The organism is Paraburkholderia sp. USG1, assembly GCF_031570135.1.
In the GTDB taxonomy this organism is placed as follows: domain Bacteria; phylum Pseudomonadota; class Gammaproteobacteria; order Burkholderiales; family Burkholderiaceae; genus Paraburkholderia; species Paraburkholderia dioscoreae.
On record NZ_JAMWXW010000013.1, the window covers coordinates 56,394 to 72,207 of the forward strand.

The 15,814-nt window shown below is 62.5% G+C and carries 14 protein-coding genes; 8 read left to right on the forward strand and 6 right to left on the reverse strand.

All coding sequences use genetic code 11. The annotated features are described in order from the left end of the window. Positions 1–16: 16 nt before the first annotated feature. Complete coding sequence (locus NE850_RS18540) at positions 17–688, reverse strand: GntR family transcriptional regulator (RefSeq protein WP_310699131.1); 672 nt, start codon at positions 686–688, stop codon at positions 17–19. A gap of 347 nt (positions 689–1,035) precedes the next feature. On the opposite strand from NE850_RS18540, the gene NE850_RS18545 reads away from it, so the two are divergent. The 3 genes from NE850_RS18545 (at position 1,036) to NE850_RS18555 (ending at position 4,349) form a co-directional block, all read left to right on the forward strand. Continuing rightward, complete coding sequence (locus NE850_RS18545) at positions 1,036–2,577, forward strand: Rieske 2Fe-2S domain-containing protein (RefSeq protein WP_310699132.1); 1,542 nt, start codon at positions 1,036–1,038, stop codon at positions 2,575–2,577. A 137-nt stretch (positions 2,578–2,714) separates the two neighbouring features. Then, positions 2,715–3,728 (forward strand): PDR/VanB family oxidoreductase, encoded by a 1,014-nt coding sequence (locus NE850_RS18550; protein WP_310699133.1) that lies wholly within the window; start codon positions 2,715–2,717, stop codon positions 3,726–3,728. Positions 3,729–3,791: 63 nt separating this feature from the next. Beyond that, the gene (locus NE850_RS18555) at positions 3,792–4,349 is read left to right on the forward strand and encodes a hypothetical protein (protein WP_310699134.1); all 558 of its coding nucleotides are present in this window, start codon (positions 3,792–3,794) and stop codon (positions 4,347–4,349) included. A gap of 284 nt (positions 4,350–4,633) precedes the next feature. Here the strand turns inward: NE850_RS18555 and NE850_RS18560 are convergent, their stop codons facing one another. From NE850_RS18560 to NE850_RS18575, 4 genes are read right to left on the reverse strand one after another with little or no spacing between them, the layout of a single operon-like run. Further along, complete coding sequence (locus NE850_RS18560) at positions 4,634–5,392, reverse strand: ATP-binding cassette domain-containing protein (RefSeq protein WP_310699135.1); 759 nt, start codon at positions 5,390–5,392, stop codon at positions 4,634–4,636. Beyond that, complete coding sequence (locus NE850_RS18565) at positions 5,389–6,384, reverse strand: iron chelate uptake ABC transporter family permease subunit (protein WP_310699136.1); 996 nt, start codon at positions 6,382–6,384, stop codon at positions 5,389–5,391. Before NE850_RS18565 ends, NE850_RS18560 begins: the two co-directional genes overlap by 4 nt. Next, complete coding sequence (locus tag NE850_RS18570; RefSeq protein ID WP_405044857.1) at positions 6,362–7,372, reverse strand: ABC transporter permease; 1,011 nt, start codon at positions 7,370–7,372, stop codon at positions 6,362–6,364. The genes NE850_RS18565 and NE850_RS18570 overlap by 23 nt, the downstream gene beginning before the upstream one ends. After that, positions 7,369–8,283, reverse strand: coding sequence for a siderophore ABC transporter substrate-binding protein (locus NE850_RS18575; RefSeq protein ID WP_310699138.1), 915 nt, complete (start codon positions 8,281–8,283; stop codon positions 7,369–7,371). The genes NE850_RS18570 and NE850_RS18575 overlap by 4 nt, the downstream gene beginning before the upstream one ends. Positions 8,284–8,969: 686 nt before the next feature. On the opposite strand from NE850_RS18575, the gene NE850_RS18580 reads away from it, so the two are divergent. From NE850_RS18580 to NE850_RS18600, 5 genes are all read left to right on the forward strand, one after another. Then, a complete protein-coding gene (locus NE850_RS18580) occupies positions 8,970–10,097 on the forward strand; it encodes a tetratricopeptide repeat protein (RefSeq protein ID WP_310699266.1) in 1,128 nt (375 codons plus the stop codon). Between the two features lie 31 nt (positions 10,098–10,128). After that, entirely contained in the window at positions 10,129–12,390 is a 2,262-nt protein-coding gene (locus NE850_RS18585) for a TonB-dependent siderophore receptor (protein ID WP_310699139.1), read from the forward strand. 6 nt (positions 12,391–12,396) lie between these two features. Then, entirely contained in the window at positions 12,397–13,080 is a 684-nt protein-coding gene (locus NE850_RS18590) for a Fe2+-dependent dioxygenase (protein ID WP_310699140.1), read from the forward strand. Positions 13,081–13,214: 134 nt separating this feature from the next. Further along, positions 13,215–13,919 carry a siderophore-interacting protein gene (locus NE850_RS18595; RefSeq protein WP_310699141.1) on the forward strand — a complete coding sequence of 235 codons (705 nt, stop codon included), beginning with the start codon at positions 13,215–13,217 and terminating at the stop codon, positions 13,917–13,919. A gap of 98 nt (positions 13,920–14,017) precedes the next feature. Continuing rightward, the gene (locus NE850_RS18600) at positions 14,018–14,839 is read left to right on the forward strand and encodes a ferritin-like domain-containing protein (protein WP_310699267.1); all 822 of its coding nucleotides are present in this window, start codon (positions 14,018–14,020) and stop codon (positions 14,837–14,839) included. Between the two features lie 54 nt (positions 14,840–14,893). Here the strand turns inward: NE850_RS18600 and NE850_RS18605 are convergent, their stop codons facing one another. Further along, entirely contained in the window at positions 14,894–15,751 is an 858-nt protein-coding gene (locus NE850_RS18605; RefSeq protein WP_310699142.1) for a helix-turn-helix transcriptional regulator, read from the reverse strand. Positions 15,752–15,814 lie beyond the last annotated feature (63 nt).

A 15,814-nucleotide genomic window follows, 5' to 3' on the forward strand; every position in this document is an offset into this window, starting at 1 on the left:
TTCCGGACCTCTTGGGTTACGGCTCTTCGCTGAGCACCTCACCGAGGCGCGTAATCAGATTGCTGCGCGCCCGGTTGGTGTGCAGTTCAACCAGTTCGACAGCACGCTTTGCGTGGCCGGCGGCGATCGCTTCCGCGATGGCCGCGTGCTCATCCCAGATCGAGTCGCGCTGCTTCGACGATTGCAGCACTGCCCCCATCACGCGCCGCAGATGAACCCAGTGCAGATGAGCGCTTTCACCGATCAACGGATTGCCCGACGCGTGGTAAATCGCGTTATGGAACGCGATGTCGGCATCGATCATGGCCTTGACGTCCTTGCCTTTCGAGGTGCGCCGACCTTGCGCGATGAGGGCTGCATCGATTTTTCCACCGCGTTGCGCGGCAAGCCGGGCGGCGAGCGCATCGAGTGCGCCGCGCACTTCATAGAGCATGCTGATCCATTCGATATCGAGCGGTGCGACCAGCAGGCCGCGACCCGGAGCATCCTGCACGAGGCCGTCCTTTTTCAGCAGGCGCAGCGCCTGGAGGACCGGCGAGCGCGACACCGCGAACTGCTCGGCGATCTCTTCCTGCGTGAGGCGCGTGCCGGGCGCAAGCGAACCATCGCTGATCGCGTCGAGCAGTACGCGATAAACCTCTTCGACGTAATCCGGACGGACCTGAATCTTTTTGAACTTGAGTGTCATAGGGTGGCCTTTGTACTTTGAATACAGACTACAGTGTCACTCCGTGGGCGTCAACGTAGGTCGGGTCGTCGGTTGATCAGGGGCGCCCGGGCCGCAAATTCCGTGATCAGGCAGTTGACCTCCAGACAGCGTAAGCATGGAAGACGATTTGAATGCGCCCCGAAACTGCATGGAGAAATCCAAAAGTCGGAAGTACAACTGATAGTCAGGGCTTGGCGTTTACCCATATAGGCAGTGAATTGAAGTGCATCTAATCTTTGGATACAGAGTTCGGTATTCTGAAATCAAAGACCTCATCTGCAGGACACGCACGAGTCCTTCATCTTCAACATGGAAAAGGAGTCCCCATGTCGGTCAAATCGGAAAAAATGGAAAAGGGCGGTAGCGTGGGTGGCGGCACCGCAGTGAAAAAGCTGATCCCGTATGGCGGCTATTACACGAACAAGGTGCCGGAGCACGATCCGGAGCTGACGGAGACCGGACCCGGCACGCCCATGGGCGAATACATGCGCCGCTTCTGGCACCCGGTCTGCATGTCGATGGAACTGACCGACACACCGCGCTTCCTGAAGATTCTCAACGAGGAACTCGTGGCGTTCCGCGACGGTAGTGGTCGTGTCGGCGTTCTCCATGCACACTGCGTGCATCGCGGCGCGTCGCTCGAATACGGCGCCATCAGGGAGCGCGGCATTCAGTGCTGCTATCACGGCATGGTGTTCGACGTCGACGGCACGTGCCTGCACGTACCCTATCCCAGGGGTGAAGAGGCTGAAGCCGAAAAGTATGCGTGCTCGATCCGCCAGGGAGCCTACAAGGCGATTGAGCGTAACGGGCTCGTGTTTGCGTACATGGGACCTCCGGAAGAGGAGCCGCCGTTCCCCGAGTGGGAGGGTAACTTCACCGTGCTGCCGGGTGATGAACTGGTGCCGTACAGCAACTTCCAGCATTGCAACTGGCTGCAGGTCCAGGATAACGCCGCGGACAACTATCATCCGACGGCGTTGCACGCTGGCAGGAACGTTGTAGGCGGCCACTATCAGGGCACCACATTCGACGAAGTCGGTGCAGCGTCGATGGAAGTCGCGCCGGACATGCAGTTCATTCCGGTACAGCAGGGCCGCAGCCTCGCGTGTGCGGGCGCGCGCCGCGTCGACAGGGACCGGCTGTTTGTACGTGTCCAGCATCAGGCACTGCCGAATCTGAGTCTGCACGCCTATACGTCCGAAGACGGTTCGAAGAAGAAACTGTTCAGCCGCTTTCACATCATTCGCTGGACCGTTCCGGTTGATGACGAGAACAGCAAGATGATCGGCTGGCGCGTGATGGGATCCGGGATCGATACCCGGGGCATCGGTAAGAAAGAATGGGTCGGTTACGAGTCAATCGACTTTCTTGAAGGCCAGGTGGCGATGCGCCGCCCGGAGCGCTTCGGCAAGTACACGATCGACGACATGCCGCCGATCCCGCCGAATCACCGCGAGCGTGCGAATTACAAGGAAGCGCAGTACGCGCCAGGCGACTATGAAGCGATCATCAGCCAGCGGCCGATCGCAGTCCATGCGGCGGAGCATCCGACGAAATTCGACGCAGGGCTCTATCTGTTCCGCAAACTGTTGCGGGATGCAGTCCGCGGGACGAACCCGGCCGCGGGCCCGGTGCAGTTCGCCGAATGGTTGCGCTCGGTCGGCGGGGCGCCGAACAGCTACTGCTCCGGCAACGTGTTCGACATTCCTGAAGCCGCTACCGTCGAGGAAGAAGTTGCACAGCGTCGCCGGGTATCGAAGGGCATCGTCGCTATCCTGACCGAGAGCGAGCATCTGAAGGGTGAAGAGCGGACTGCTTTCGTACGCACGAAGATGGAGGAACTCGAGCAGTCGGCGCGTAAGTAGCCGGTAACGAATGTGCATCCGGCAAATCCGCGTGCTTCCCGGGGAAGCAATGATGACGCAGGGGAGTTCTGTTCATGGAGCGGCCCCCGGGCGCCAAACACCGGGCGGCGCGCAATTACGCCGCTGGGGGAGAGATTATGGCAGCAGGCAATCAGGCAGCGTCAACACCTGTATCGACGCTGGAACTTTTCGTGCGGCAGATTCGCTACGAAGGCAGGAACATTCAGTCTTACGAACTGGTCGACCCGGACGGCGGCGAGTTGCCGCCGTTCACAGCAGGCGCACACATCGACGTGCATCTCGCGAATGGCATCGTCCGGCAGTATTCACTTTGCAATTCACCAGCCGAGCGTCAACGCTATGTGATAGCAGTGCTGCGTGATGAGAGGGGGCGTGGCGGATCAAAGGCCCTGCATGAACAGTTGCAGGTCCAGGGCCGGGTCCGTGTGAGCTGGCCACGCAACAATTTTGAGCTTGCCGGCGAGGCGCGTCGGGTCATTCTGCTGGCTGGCGGAATCGGCGTGACGCCGCTGAAAGCGATGGCGCATCAGTTGCAGGCATCAGGCAAGGACCATGAGTTGCACTACTGTGCGCGCGATACTGGAGCGGCCGCGTTCGGTGCCGAACTGCGGGAACTGCTCGGAGAAGGGCGGTTGCATCTGCATTTCGATCACGGTGATCCGTCGAAAGGACTTGATATCGCGCGAATGCTGGGTGAGGCGGCCGAGGGCACGCATGTCTATTATTGCGGCCCGGCCGGCTTCATGAACGCCTGCGCGCAGGCAACGGCGCACTGGCCAAAGGGGGCGGTGCACTGTGAGCATTTCAAGGCGCCGGAGCGGCCGGCTGTCCCGGGCGCGGACGCGAGCGGTGCCAACGCGGCACTCTCAGGCGGCTTCCTGATCGAGATCGCCAGCTCAGGTCAGCGACTGACTGTGCCACCGGACAGAAGCATTGCCGACGTGTTACGAACCGCAGACATCGGCATAGAGACATCGTGTGAAGCGGGGTTGTGTGCGACGTGCAAGGTCCGCTACCTCGCTGGCGAGGTGGATCACCATGACTGCATCCTTGGCGAGGAAGATCAGGAAAATTTCCTGACTGTGTGCGTATCGCGAGCGAAAAACGGGTTGCTCGTCCTGGATCTGTAGCGATCCAGAACCCCTGCGGGCGGGAGCGATCGAATCAGACATCTCCTATCAGACGGAGCGAACATGGTCCTGCCCGACTACCTGACAATTCCTGTCACCAATGAGAACGGACGTGGCGTTTATCTGGTGGGAGAAACGGGAATGACGCTGCGCGAGGCGCAATGGCCGGCGTCGCCGCTGGCCGGTTGGTTGAATGATGACCGTATTCCCGGCAACGCGCGGGAAGTACTTGAAGCCGATGCGCGTTTAGCGGGGATCACGGGGCTGATCCGTGTTCTTGCTGAACAGGAGGGCGCCAACAAGTTTCGTGCAGTGTGGGTCCTGGCTCGTGTGCCTGGGGAGTTGGTATCGGTCGTGGTTCGTGACGCACGGGATGCGAGCCATACCCAACTCCAGGACGACGCCCGTTTTTCGATATCGCAGGCACGCCGCTATTGGGCCCGTAACGCGATCGTGTTAGTCCAGTCGCAGAGTGAGGCGCAGAGCCTGTCCGGGCTGCACCGGTTCGTATCGGCATTTGACCAGCCGGGGGCGGAGCGCGACCGGCTTTATCGCAAGGAAAGGGATGACGACATTGGGCTGAGCTATGCCTGGTTGTCGCCGGATCGCATGGAGGGTTGAGCATTGGGCTGTGCGCGTGGACGACAGGTGCGTCTCGGCGCTTATCTTACGTCTGCGTGGCCGGGGAGCCAGTGTCCGGGTTTTGTATATCCATCTCTTTTTATGGTGAATTTCTTGATGAGAGTTGCTTCGCATTGCCGGAGGTGGCCACCTATCCGCGTCTCGTGGGACTTTGGCCATCTACATGGCGCGGGCGAAATGCGCCTGGTGGTCAATTGGAACCTCTGTGCGAGCGGGTTCGATACCACAACAGGATCTTGATCAAAGAGGCGGCACCGACGCCGTCACCCGTAGTAGGTCATGACCCTGCGGCCGCGCAGTTCATGAATGTCGATGTTCATCTCGTAGAGTTCGCCCAAGGGGCCGGTCTGCATGACACCCGCAGGTGGGCCCTCCAGCATCACCCGGCCGGCGCGCATGGCAATGATATGGTCCGAGTAACAGGAGGCGAAATTGATGTCGTGCAGAACCAGCACCACGGTCTTGCCCAGTTCGTCGGCCGCGCGCCGAAGGATCTTCATCGTCGCGGCCGCGTGCTTCAGATCAAGACTATTGAGGGGCTCGTCCAGCAGCAGGTAGTCGGTGTCTTGGCATAGCACCATGGCGATGAAGGCGCGCTGGCGCTGGCCCCCGGACAGCTCATCAATGAACCGCTCGCGCAGCGGCGTGATTTCGAGATACCGCAGCGCGCGTTCGACGTGATCATGGTCTTCCAGGGTGAGACGTCCTTTCGAGTGCGGGTAGCGGCCGAAAGCGACGAGATCGCCCACGCTCAGGCGTGCGCCCGTATGATTGTCCTGCCGCAGGATCGCCAGCCGCTTCGCCAGTGTGCCGGTGGGCGTTGTTGCGACATCCATGCCGTCGACGGTGACGCTTCCGCTGGTCGCCGGCAGCAGCCGGCTGATGAGCATCATGAAGGTGGACTTGCCCGCGCCGTTCGGACCGATGATGGACGTCAGGCCGCCCACGGGTATCGTGACCGACACGTTGTCCACCACAGTGATAGCGCCGTAGCGCTTCGTGAGCGCCCGGGTTTCGATCATCGTGTTCTCCTCATGATCAGGATGATGAAGGCGATGCCGCCGAAGAATTCGATCACGATGCTCAGGCTGGTGTCGAAGCCAAACAGCCGTTCCAGTACGAACTGTCCTCCAACCAGGCAGATCATCGCGACCAGTGCGGCAGCGGGGAGCATCAGCGCATGCCGGGCGTTGCCCACAAAACGGTAGGCCAGATTGGCGACCAGCAGGCCGAAGAAGGTGACGGGCCCGACCAGGGCGGTGGACACCGAAACGAGTATCGCGATCAGCATCAGGATGGACCGGACGGTTCGCCGGTAGTCGACTCCCAGGTTGATGGCGGTCTCGCGCCCGAGTACCAGCACGTCGAAGCTGTGCCGCATGCGCCAGCCAACGACCGAAACGCCCAGCACAAGCACCGCTGCGATGGAAAGCAGGCTGGAATCGATCAGGTTGAAGCTGGCGAAGAAGCGGTCCTGAAGGACGGCGAACTCCCCCGGATCGAGCACGCGCTGCAGGAAACTGGACAGGCTGCGCAGCAGGGCGCCGAACACGATGCCGGCGAGCGCGAGGAACATCAGATCCTGGCGGCCGCCAGTGAAGAGCCAGCGATAGAGCACTGCCGCAGCGCCGACCATGACCAGCGTCTCCACTGCGAAGCGCAGATGCGGATCAATCGCGTTCGCACGGACGAAGCCGATCGTGAAGGCGAGGAGCGTCTGGATCAGCACATACAGCGCGTCAAAGCCCATGATGGACGGCGTGAGGATCCGGTTCTGTGTGATGGTCTGGAACAGCACGGTCGAGACCGCAACCGCGTAGCCGATCAGCAGCAGTCCTGCCAGTTTCTGGGCGCGAAGCGGCAGCACAAAAGCCCAGTGGCCTGCCGCACCGACCGTCATGAAGGCGGCCGACATGGCCACCGTCAGGGCGGCAAGCAGCGTGATGACCGTGGATGGCCGCATCTGTTGCGGCCCGGCCAGAGCGGGTGAATCAGCCAAATCGTGCAGTTCCACGTTTCATGAGCAAAAGGAAGATCACGCTGCCGGCGATGCCGATGATCGGGCCGACCGGAATCTCGTAGGGGCGGGTGACCGAGCGGCCGATGATGTCGCACACCAGCACGAAGCCTGCGCCCAGGGTGGCGGTCCACGGTACGGCCCGGCGCACGTTGTCGCCCACGATCATGCTTACGACGTTCGGCACGACAAGCCCGACAAAGGGAATGGCACCCACCGTTGCGACCACGGCTGCCGTTGCCAGGGAGACGATGAGGAGTCCGGTCATGAGCGTTGCCCGGTAGTTCAGCCCGAGGTTGCCCGCGAAGTCCCGGCCCAGCCCTGCGACCGTGAACCGGTCTGCGGTGATGCTGGCGGCAAGGGCCGCGGCAAACGAAATCCAGAGCAGTTCATAGCGCCCGCGCAATACTGACGAAAAGTCTCCGGTCGACCACGCGACCAGCGACTGGATGAGGTTGAACCGGTAGGCGAGGAACGTTGCCGCCGCGTTGATCACGCCTCCGAGCATCAGGCCGACGAGCGGCACCATCAGCGGCGAGCGCAGGGGCGCGCGCCGCAGGATCGCCAGAAACAGCAGTGTGCCCAGCAGGGCGGCCCCGCAGGCCACCAGCATGCGGGCCGGGACGGGCAGGTCCGGGGCCAGGAGCGCACACAGCAGCAGCCCCAGCGTGGCGGACTCGATGGTCCCGGCCGTACCCGGCTCGACGAAGCGGTTACGCGAGAGCATCTGCATGATGAGGCCTGCCACGGCCATCGCGCTTCCGGCGAGGACCAGCGCAACCGTCCTCGGAATGCGGCTGGCGAGCAGGACGCTGGCGCCTTCACTCTTCCCACCGGCGAAGAGCGCTGCGGGCGACAGCGGGATGGCGCCGACAAAAATGCTCACGCACGCCAGCACGCCCACAGTGGCCAGTGCAACAGCAAGACCTTCGAGACCTGCAAGACCTCGGGGGGCGAGGCTGCCTGGAAAGCCGCGTCGCCTCATTTCGAAGCTGACACGGCCCGCGATACTTCGTCGACCATCCTCTGCAGCGCGGTGAGGCCATCGCCCACGATGTACCACGTGACGGGATCGAGATAGACGACGTGTCCAGCCGTCCAGGCTCTGGTCTGCCGCACCAGTTCATTATCCAGCAACTGTTTCGCGGGGGCGCCTGCCTGTCCGATTGCCACATCCCGGTCGATCACAAAGAGCCAGTCTGGATCTGTCCTGAGCAGGAACTCGGAGGACACCACCTGGCCGTGCGGGCTGCTGGCATCCAGGTTGCTCGAGGCCGGCCGCACGCCGAAGTCGTTATAGAGCGTACCGAACCAGGAGTCGGGGCCGACGGCCGAAATCCGGCCGCCGCTGGTCATAATGAGCAGGCCGGTACCCATCGTTGCCGTGCGCGCGCGCAGTGCGGCGATCGACTGCTTCAGTCTGCTGACGCGACTGGCCACTTCTGCCTGTTTGCCAAAGATCTGTCCGAGGATTTCGGCGTGCGCGATGGCGCTGTCGACACGGTGCTGCAGGTCAGGGCTCAGGTCGATGGTCGGTGCAAGTTTGGCCACCTGCGCGTATCTGGGGGCTGAGCGTCCGCCAACAATGATGAGGTCGGGGGAGAGCGCATTGAGTGCTTCGTAATCCGGCTCGAAGAGGGAGCCGACCTTGCGGTACTGGCTGCCAGCAAATTTTGAGAGGTAGGGCGGGTACGGCGTCGTGGGAACGCCGGCGACGTTGACGCCGATCGCCGAGAGGGTGTCGAGCGAAGCGATATCCAGTACCGCCACGACCTTCGGGTTGACCGGGACACGGGTTTCGCCCTGGGAGTGGTGAACCGTGATTTCTTCGGCGTGCAGCACGGGCGGCAGAACGGCCAGACCCGCAAGCGCCACCTTTGCAAGCATCAGCGCCATACGCGCGGCGGGGTGCTTCCGTTGGCCTGACGCGTGCTGCCGGGCCGGGTTTGCGACGGCGGGGCGCGTCGTGCGGGGTGCTGTCCCTGTCTGTGCGAGGGGTTTTGCCACGAGGGCGATAAGCCTGCTGATCATGCTGGATTCCATGGCAGTCGGACACCTCAACGTGTACGTCGTTGAACGTGCTCCGGGATTGGCGGTGCATACTCCGTGCGACCTGGCGTCGTCGGGAGGTTAGTGCGGACGGGCAGGATAGCCGTGGGGCAGATGCTAGAGGCGACACAGCCACGTGTCATTGCGCAATTCGGCCAATCGATTATCCAGACCAGCCGGATCGGGAACGGGAATGTCTCTCACGGCCGTCTTCACCATGTGCCATGTGAGCGCGACTTCATGGAGGGACTCGCCTGGCCGATAAATCCCGCGCGAGTACCTGCGCAAAGGCGGCCGGCTCCGGCGCCTACAGATACCAGGCAGAACTTCAAGGGTTCAAGCGGTTCCCACCGCCGCTCTTTGTGCGTCATCACACTAACGATCCGGCCATCGACGCCGTCGTGCCCCACCCGGGTCGTGCATGCGGGTGGCGTTTGGCTGATTTGAATAACCTATTGGCCGGTTCACGCAATGCTGACGCGATGATTGCGGCTTATATTACGGCTGGTTTCAATTGAGAATGAGTGTCATTTATGTTGGCTCGACAGATCAGCGGCGGGCAAAAGGCCCGGGGTACGGTACGCCGTGCTTACCAGGCGGTCATGCGGTTACGCAGTTTGCCCGGCCGCCTTCTGTTTCCGTCGGCTGCCAGCGAAACCAGGCCGCAGCGCCCGCCGCATACCCCGTTGGTGATCCGTATCCAGCGGCGCAGGGTTCCGGTCGAACACCTGCAGAGCCTTCTCGCGAGCAATCCTGGTTACGCCACGCGCTGGATCGAGGCGGCCGCGAAAACCGGCCTCGTTGCCGCGCAGATCGTCTGGGGCCAGTTGCTGCTTGAAGGGCGGGGGGCGCTCAGGCGTGATGCACGCGCCGCATTCGCGTCATTCGAGGCGGCGAGTACGAGCGGGGACGCCGAAGCGCTGAACATGACTGGGCGTTGCTACGAGCAGGGCTGGGGCGTCGAGGCTGATCCCCAGCGCGCGATCGCGTGCTTCGAGGCTGCGGCGCAGGCCGGCCATACCTGGGGGCAGGTCAACCTGGCCCAGATGCTGATGCGTGCAGGTCATCCCGCGGACCGGCCGAGGTGTTTTGCGCTATTCAGGGCAGCCGCCGAAGGCGGCACGCTCAAGCCCAACCTCAAGGCGATGAACTCGCTGGCCCGTTTCCTGGAGGAGGGCTGGGCAGGACCACCCGATCCGGCAGGGGCTGCGCACTGGTATCAGAAGGCCGCGGCCCTGGGGGACCACTGGGCGCAGTTCAATCTCGCCACGATCCTGTTCCGCCAGGGTGATCACGACGCTGCGCACAGATGGCTGGGAAATGCCATTGCCATCAGTGACAACGGGTTTCGCCGGCGGATTGCGCCTCTGCTGCTGGCGCGGCCGGAGGGATTGCTTCGTGAGCGTGGCCTCGACGCGCTTGCGCGTTGCGCCGCGCACGGGGCGCCGGAGGATCTGTACGCCTACGCGCAGGCCCTTGACACGGGTGTCGCAGGGAGCACAGATCCTGTCGCGGCCGACATCTTCTTCAGTGCGGCGGCCGCGAAAGGTCACCCGCAGGCGGTTGCGCGCCAGGGGCGCGTCATGCAGGCGCGACGGTGGCCCCGCCTTGCGGCCCTTGGCCGGGCGATTGCCGGGGCGTTACCACAAAAGATTCAGTAACCAGACCACACACCATTGCAAGGGGAATGAAATGAGAACGATCGGGACCCTGAGGCCGGTCCTTACGGGGGTGGCCGCATCCACGAGTCTTGCTGGCGGCCTGTTCTTCGTTGCAGGAACCGAGGTGGAGGCGCAGGAAACCGCGCAGCCACCGCAGCCCGCCGATGAACCTGCCCAGCTTCCGGCGATCAGGGTTGAAGGCCAGGCGCCGACCAACGCACTGCAGACCGGAACCGGTCTGAACCGGCTTCCCGATGACCTGCAGAGCACGCCGCAGACGGTCACCGTCATTCCGCACGTGGTGATCGAACAGCAGCAGGCAGCGACGGTCGAGCAGGTGCTGCAGTATGTGCCGGGCATCACCGTTTCGACCGGCGAGGGCAACGGCGGTATCAACGGCGACCAGTTCCGCATCCGGGGCTTTGACGCCTCAGGCGACATCTATGTCGATGGCCTGCGCGATTTCGGCTCCTACGTCCGCGACAGCTTCGCCACCGAAAATGTCGTGGTCCTCAAGGGACCGTCTTCCGAGAGTTTCGGCAACGGCACCACGGGCGGTGTGATCGAACTCGACAGCAAGAAGGCGCATCTGGGCAATGAGTCGTCGTTTGAGGCGACGGGAGGCTCCGGCCCCTATGGGCGCGGCGTGCTCGACGTCAACCACCAGATCAACGACACGACCGCGGTGCGTGTTGTCGGCATGGGCAGCGGCCAGGATTTCGTGGATCGCGATCATGTCTATTCGAGCCGCGCGGGCGTTCTCGCATCGATCGGTTTTGGTCTGGGCACGAGTCAGACGGTGACGGTCAACTATTTCCACCAGAGCAGCAACCAGCGTCCGGACTTCGGTGTGCCGATGGTCAATAACGGTACGGACATCGGGGAACCGGTCACGGAATATGGCGTGCCGCGTTCGACGTATTACGGCCGCGAGAGCGATCATGACCGGCAGGATGCCGACGTCGCCTCTGTCCTCTACAAGGGCCGCTTCGGCGACTGGCTGACGCTCACCAACGACACGCGCTTCGGATACTACACGCGCGACGTCAGGTTCACCCCGACTTTCTGCACGGCTGCCTGCGCGAGCAGTGTGCTCGCAGGCAACCTCAACACCCCGTACACGATCTGGCAGGTCGGCGGCACCCGGCAGACCAGTTACGGTGGCGAGAACGTCACCACCGCCGTCATGAAGTTCTACACGGCGGGTTTCCGGCACGAGCTTGTTGCGGGCGTGGACGTGTACTCCCAGCATGCCAGTACGAATTTTTATCTGCCTGTGGGACCGGAGCCTGCCGGTACGCTGCTCAATCCGGTCTTCCAGAATTCGCCAGGTTTTTCCGACGTTGTGCTGCCGGCTTACCGTACCACAGCAACGAGCTGGGATGTCGGCCCGTTCATCAGTGACCGGGTATGGCTGACACCGCAGGTGTCCATTCTGGGTGGCGTGCGCTGGGATCACTACAACGTCTCAGGAAATTCCGCAGGGACACCTGTCGGTACGACCACGAATTTCGCCAGTCCCAAGGCCGCCCTGATCTGGGAGCCCATCGAACACCAGACCTATTACTTCAGTTACGCGCGATCGTTCACCCCTCCGGGTAACAACATCACGTCGCTCAGTTCGTCGCTGGGGCTTTCGCAGGCGCCCACGACAAACCTGAAGCCCGAGGGCGACACCACCTATGAGATAGGCGGCAAGTGGAGCCTGCTGGATGACCGTCTCGGGGCGACGGCTGCGCTCTTCCGGGTCCAGAAAAGCAATGCTTCCTACACCGATCCCACCTCGGGTATCCAGACGACGACCGATGACCGGGACCGGGTGCAGGGTGTTGAACTGGGCCTGACGGGAAAGATCACGTCGAACTGGGACGTGCAGGCAGCCTATTCGTACATGGACAGCAAGATCGTCTCATCGTCCATCAGCGTCTTCACCCCAACGTCTGCGGCGGGTAACAGGGTGCCTTACGTCTCGAAACATAGCGCTTCGCTGTGGAGCACCTATAACGTGACGTCGCTGCTCCATGGCCCGCTGCCCGGTCTGCCCGGTCGTATCCTCGTCGGCGCGGGCGTTAACTACCGCTCCGACTACTATGTGGACGATGCCATGAAGTTGCGCATTCCCGCGGCGACTACCGTCGATGCTATGGTGTCGTATGACGTCGACCGGTATCACCTCGCACTGAACGTGACGAACCTGACCAACGCGCTCGCCTACAGCTCCGCTTTCAGCAATGGCTACGCCACCCCGGTTGCCGGCCGGACCGTGCTGGCGACGCTTGGCATCAAATTCTGAGCTGACATGCTGATCGAGATCCCACAGCTCCTGTTGCCGGAGGAAGTGACCGCCGTCCGGGGGATTATCCGGGCAGGGGCGATGGTCGATGGCCGTGTCACGGCGGGTGAACTGGCGGCGCAGGCCAAGCACAACCTGCAGCTTCCCGAGGGCTCACCGGCCGCGCGCGAAGCCGGTGAGATCATTCTCCGGGCGCTGGGGCGCAACGCCGCGTTCAACAGTGCTGCCCTGCCGTTCCGTGTGCTGCCGCCGCTATTCAACCGGTACGACGCCGGCATGAAGTTTGGTGCCCACGTCGACGGCGCCGTGCGCGCGATTCCCGGGGCCGGCATCCGCATGCGCGCGGATCTTTCCTCCACGCTCTTTCTGAGCGCGCCGCAGGACTATGACGGTGGCGAACTGGTGATCGAGGACAGCTATGGCGAGCATGCGGTGAAGCTGCCTGCGGGCCATATGGTGCTGTATCCCGCCGGCAGCCTGCACCGTGTCAACGAAGTCACGCGAGGCTCGCGCTGGTCGTCCTTCTTCTGGACCCAGTCGATGATCAGGGACGACGGGTTGCGTGGACTGCTTTACGACCTCGATCGGGGGATCATGGATGTGCGGACATCGCTGAACGGCGACACGCGTGGAACGCTTTCGCTCACCAGCGTCTATCACAACCTCGTTCGTCGGGCCGCGGAACTGTGAGCATGACATCGTCCGCGCGTGGAGAACGAGCCTTGGCTCCAGGTGGCTGGAGCCCCTGTGATCACACAACCATGAATGAACCATCTTTTCCAGTTTCTGCAGGACCTGATGCAAGGCGCGGCAGGCGGGCGGGTGTGCTCGAAGCCGCAGTGCTTAAACTGTTCACGCGGCGTGCGCATGTTGTTGCACTGGAAGACCTGAACCCGGGATTCCGGATCCTTACCCTGGGCGGTGAGGCGCTCAGGAGCTCGGAATGGACGCCGGGCGACAGGATCCAGATCCAGCTCGGAGGATGGACCCAGCGCACCTATACGCCACTGGACTGGGATCGGGGGCAAGGTACTACGCGGATTCTCGTTCACCTGTACGGTGACGGGCCGGGTGCACACTGGGCGCGCGAGGCTTACGCCGGCGCCGGGTGTGTGCTGTTCGGCCCGCGCAGGTCGATCAACCTGCGCAAACTTGCAGGACCAACCCTTCTCTTTGGTGATGAAACGTCGCTTGGGCTGGCGGCGGCATTCAACGCGGCCATGGCGGACAGTGAGCCGGTCAGGATGCTGTTCGAGGCCTCGGTGATGGACGAATCCGGTCCGGTCATCAAGCGCCTGGGACTGCGAAATGCCAGCACGATTGCACGCCAGCAAAACGATGCCCATCTCCTGGCCGTCGACGACCAAATCCTTGCATGGATGGACGCCCACCCGGCCACGCAATGCGTATTGACGGGCAAATCGACATCCATCCAGCAGATCCGGCAACTGCTTCGCCAGCACGGTGTTGCTGCAGCGCGTATCCAGACGAAGGCTTACTGGGCACCGGGGAAGACGGGGCTGGACTGACTGCCCCGCCCGGGGTGCACCATGTCTGGACTGTCTGGACGGATAACCCGGGTGGCGCGCGGCTTGGGAGCAAGGCTTTTGGGAGCAGGCGGGTGACGATGCACAGCACACATGTGATGCCATGGCGGATCGAGGATATTGACCTGAGCCGTATCGACCGGCGGAAAGCGGCGTCGAATGAACAGCTCATCTTATTGCTGTGCGCGGCGTCGTTTGTTGAAAGTGGTACCGATCTTTACGCGAGCAACCTGAGTACCTTTTTCAGGGACGACCCCGAGGTCTCGGCATGGCTGAATGACGTGTGGGAGCCGGAAGAGATGCAGCACGGTCTGGCGTTGAAGACCTACATTCGTCATGTATGGCCCGGGTTCGACTGGGATACCGCGTTCAGGAATTTTTTCGCGGAATATTCCCTGACCTGTTCGGTCGAAGAATTCGAGAAGACGCGCTCGCTCGAGATGGTGGCGCGCTGTGTCGTCGAGATGGGTACCGCGACGCTCTATCGCGCGGTCAGCGAATGTTCGGACGAGCCCGTGCTCAGGCAGATTGCCAGCAACATCCGGACCGACGAGGTGCGGCATTACAAGCACTTTTTAAGCTTCTTCAGGAAGTACAACGAAATTGATGGGCATGGCCGGTTTGCCATCTCAGGTACGCTGATGCGCCGGTTGATGGCGATGAGGAACGAGGATTCCGCGATTGCGTTGCGACACGTTTTTGCGATCCGTTATCCCGCCCGGGCTCACGACACGGCGTACCAGCGCAGCCTTGCCGAAGGCGTCAACACACTGGTGAGGCGCAATCTGTCGGCTGACCAGTGCGTGAAAATGCTGCTGAAGCCGCTCGCCTTGCCTGCACCGGTCCTGCGATGCATCCAGGGGCCGCTTGCGAAGATGACACAGCACGTGTTTTTTCGCTAGGGAAGGCTTGCCGGACCAAAGGAAAGCCGGGCTGGACTGACTGCGTTGCCCAGCCTATACCGTGTCCGGGAGGACGATGCCGGGCACCGGGGCCTGTTCGCCTTCGAAGCCTGACGCGCTGTTGCGGTCGGCCAGGTACCGGGCAGGGGGCTTGCCGACCGCCTTGCGGAACATGGTGACAAAACCGCTCGCGTTTTCATAACCCAGATCCAGGGCGACGGTTTGTACACTGTCGCCCTTCGCGAGGCGCTGCAGCGAAAGGATCACGTGCAGCTGTCGTCTCCACCGCCCGAAGCTCATCCCGATCTCGTGCTGCAACTGACGGGTCAGGCTGCGTTCGCTCATGCCGATGCGAACTGCCCAGTCCGTCAGGGTTGATTTGTCTGTCGGGTCCGCCAGCAGCATTTCCGTGAGTCTGCGCAGACGTATGTCGTGTGGCATGGGCAGATGCAGGTCCTCGACAGGCGCCGCGACCAGTTCGTCCAGCAACGTTGCGATCAACCGGCTTTCCGGTCCCTTCAGGGAATACAGTTCGGGAAAGCCCGCCGCCCTCAGGAGCAGTTCGCGCAGCAGGGGCGACACCGAGAGGGTGCAGCAGCTCGTCGGCAGATCCGGTGCGGCATCGGGTTCGACGAACAGGCAGTAGCACTCCGTTTCCCCCGAGCCGCGGGCGGCGTGCTCCAGCCCGCCAGGTATCCATACGGCACACTGGGGCGGCACGATCCAGACCCCGTCCTCGACTTCGCAGTTGATGATGCCGCGCACGGTGAAGAGCAGCTGTGCCTTGTGATGACTGTGGCGCGCATGTTCCCAGCCCTTCTTTGCGGCGGACGCACGCAGCGCTGTGACCGGGCGCTGGAGGCCGTCGACGTCAATGACGACGGGTGAAAGCGTGCGATGAATATGTGGCATGGCGGAGCCCGGACGTCCCGTGAGGGGGCTGGCTGGATTGAATAATATTATGGCAATTTTGCG

What these genes read in the sequence shown, in the direction of transcription:
- NE850_RS18540 (WP_310699131.1), bottom strand. Translation starts at nt 688, where the DNA reads ATGACACTCAAGTTCAAAAAGATTCAGGTCCGTCCGGATTACGTCGAA.
- NE850_RS18545 (WP_310699132.1), top strand. Translation starts at nt 1,036, where the DNA reads ATGTCGGTCAAATCGGAAAAAATGGAAAAGGGCGGTAGCGTGGGTGGC.
- NE850_RS18550 (WP_310699133.1), top strand. Translation starts at nt 2,715, where the DNA reads ATGGCAGCAGGCAATCAGGCAGCGTCAACACCTGTATCGACGCTGGAA.
- NE850_RS18555 (WP_310699134.1), top strand. Translation starts at nt 3,792, where the DNA reads ATGGTCCTGCCCGACTACCTGACAATTCCTGTCACCAATGAGAACGGA.
- NE850_RS18560 (WP_310699135.1), bottom strand. Translation starts at nt 5,392, where the DNA reads ATGATCGAAACCCGGGCGCTCACGAAGCGCTACGGCGCTATCACTGTG.
- NE850_RS18570 (WP_405044857.1), bottom strand. Translation starts at nt 7,372, where the DNA reads ATGAGGCGACGCGGCTTTCCAGGCAGCCTCGCCCCCCGAGGTCTTGCA.
- NE850_RS18575 (WP_310699138.1), bottom strand. Translation starts at nt 8,283, where the DNA reads ATGGCGCTGATGCTTGCAAAGGTGGCGCTTGCGGGTCTGGCCGTTCTG.
- NE850_RS18580 (WP_310699266.1), top strand. Translation starts at nt 8,970, where the DNA reads ATGTTGGCTCGACAGATCAGCGGCGGGCAAAAGGCCCGGGGTACGGTA.
- NE850_RS18585 (WP_310699139.1), top strand. Translation starts at nt 10,129, where the DNA reads ATGAGAACGATCGGGACCCTGAGGCCGGTCCTTACGGGGGTGGCCGCA.
- NE850_RS18590 (WP_310699140.1), top strand. Translation starts at nt 12,397, where the DNA reads ATGCTGATCGAGATCCCACAGCTCCTGTTGCCGGAGGAAGTGACCGCC.
- NE850_RS18600 (WP_310699267.1), top strand. Translation starts at nt 14,018, where the DNA reads ATGCACAGCACACATGTGATGCCATGGCGGATCGAGGATATTGACCTG.
- NE850_RS18605 (WP_310699142.1), bottom strand. Translation starts at nt 15,751, where the DNA reads ATGCCACATATTCATCGCACGCTTTCACCCGTCGTCATTGACGTCGAC.